A 2050-nucleotide genomic window follows, 5' to 3' on the forward strand; every position below is an offset into this window, starting at 1 on the left:
GCCTCGGCTACCGGACACCGGCACAGGTATTCCTGGGGGAATACTCAGGAGCCCTGAACACCGCAGGTGCTGCGCTTATTGCTTGAATTCAGGATTAACAGTCACATCACCTGTGCTAGGTTCGAGAGAGGAGAAAGCGTCTTCGCTCTCAGTGGCTAGCGACCTGATTATCAATATCGCAGCATGAGTCATCACCAAGTCGCTCAACCATTCCAGTAGATCCTTTTGTGTATGTCAAGAAGGCCGTATTGACGTGTATTTTCACCTCATCCACAGAAGATCTGCCCTCTCATCGCTTACCCGACGATGGCTGCCCGGCAGCTGCAGCGGGATTTATGCAGCGTTTCCTTAGAGCTGAAACTTAAACCGGATTTTTCTCAAGTTATCTGGCTACCTGGCCACGAGTCAGTCCGGTTTATGGTATTTCGGTCCACTCTCGTGAGCCTGGAGTCGCACCGACGCCTGACTCCCGCGGTTATAAAGCAGCTTCGCTTTGCGAGGCTGGCCATCATGTCCCCACACAAGGGTGCGGGGAGGTGCCGTCAATTAGGGCTTCTCTATCTCGAATATCACTGTAAGCGGCATGATAGTGATGGTGTCAAGAAGCTAGATACCATCTCTCCTAAGGAATCGCTGAACAATTCAGCGCCCGGTCTATGAAGCTGCCCAAGAGCGGCTTTTCTGCTTCAGCAACTTGCTTCAGGCCACCATGGGGTGGCCTCTTCAGCCCGGCAGCCGTGTTATTCGGCTGCCAGGCCAGATTCAAGACGCACTGACCCCGTCAACTCGGTCCTTGCATCGTTTCGCCAGTACCAGGTTCGCCAGGGCAAACAGGCTGAACAACTGCGCCTGGTTCTTGGCCAGCCCCTTGTAGCGAACCTTCCGATAGCCGAAGATGTTCTTGATGACGTGGAACGGGTGCTCGACCTTGGCGCGGATGCTGGCCTTGGTTCTCTCGATCTTCAGCAGCAGTTCTTTCATCGGGCTCTCTTCCATCTTCTTGATGCCACCCCGCTTGGCCGCGATACAGCAACGGGAATCCTCAGCATCCTTCTCCTCACCCAGGCGCTTGTCCATGCCGATGTAGCCGGCATCGGCGTGGACTCGCTTGTCATCATCCCGCACCAGGTGCTCTGCCATGGTGACATCCGCCACGTTGGCCGAGGTGGCAACGACGGTATGAGTCAGCCCGGTCACTGCGTCGACGCCAATGTGGGCCTTCATGCCGAAGTACCATTGGTTGCCCTTTCGAGTCTGTGTCATCTCGGGGTCGCGCTGCTTGGCCTTGTTCTTGGTGGAGGGGGCCGCCGCAATGATGGTGGCATCGACGATCGTGCCCTCGCGCATGAACAGGCCCTGCTCGACCAGGCTGGCATTGATCTCCTCGAAGATCCGCTGGGTCAGGGTGTGCTTCTCCAGCAAATGACGGAATCGCAGCAGCGTCGTGGCATCTGGCACGCTCTCGATGGCCAGGTCGATACCGACGAAGTCGCGCATGGCCTGGCTGTCGTAGATGGCATCTTCCAACGCCTCGTCGGCGAGGGCATACCACTGCTGGAGGAAGTAGATGCGCAGCATGCGCGCCAGGCCGATGGGGGGACGTCCCCGCTTCCCCGCCGAGTTTGGGTAGTAGGACGATGACAGCGCATCGATCAATCGCTGCCATGGCACCAGCGCATCCATCTGGGCCAGGAACCGCTCACGACGGGTGACCTTCTTCTTGTTCTGGTGCTCAGCCTGGGCGAACGAGATCTGCTTCATTGGGTGGCTCTGTCAGACGGTGGCAGGAAGGTCAGATTCTATCCCGCCGGAGGCGCTCAGGCAGCTCCGGCGGGATTTATGCAGCGTTTCCCTAACCGGCCGCAAACAGCCCATCAGGCGGTTTGTGGCCGATATTCGGTTTGCGTCTTGAGGATCCCGTAAGCGATGTGGATCAGCTTACGCATTGCCGCCCCCGAGTTATCGTCAAATCTGGTGGATGGCGGTCAGGCCGCATTCCTGTCTGATTGATCGGCTACCTGCTCCCCGTCCTGGAACTTGACGTTGCTGA

General features: G+C 57.6%; 1 protein-coding gene. It reads right to left on the reverse strand.

Annotation, left to right across the window (positions count from 1 at the left end):
* Positions 1–762: 762 nt before the first annotated feature.
* A complete protein-coding gene (locus tag FHR97_RS20040) occupies positions 763–1761 on the reverse strand; it encodes an IS5 family transposase (RefSeq protein WP_183385564.1) in 999 nt (332 codons plus the stop codon).
* Positions 1762–2050: the final 289 nt, after the last annotated feature.

This window comes from Halomonas stenophila (genome assembly GCF_014192275.1).
GTDB classification, from domain to species: domain Bacteria; phylum Pseudomonadota; class Gammaproteobacteria; order Pseudomonadales; family Halomonadaceae; genus Halomonas; species Halomonas stenophila.

Coding starts and splice junctions, on each gene's coding strand:
- FHR97_RS20040 (WP_183385564.1), bottom strand. CDS start 1,761: ATGAAGCAGATCTCGTTCGCCCAGGCTGAGCACCAGAACAAGAAGAAG.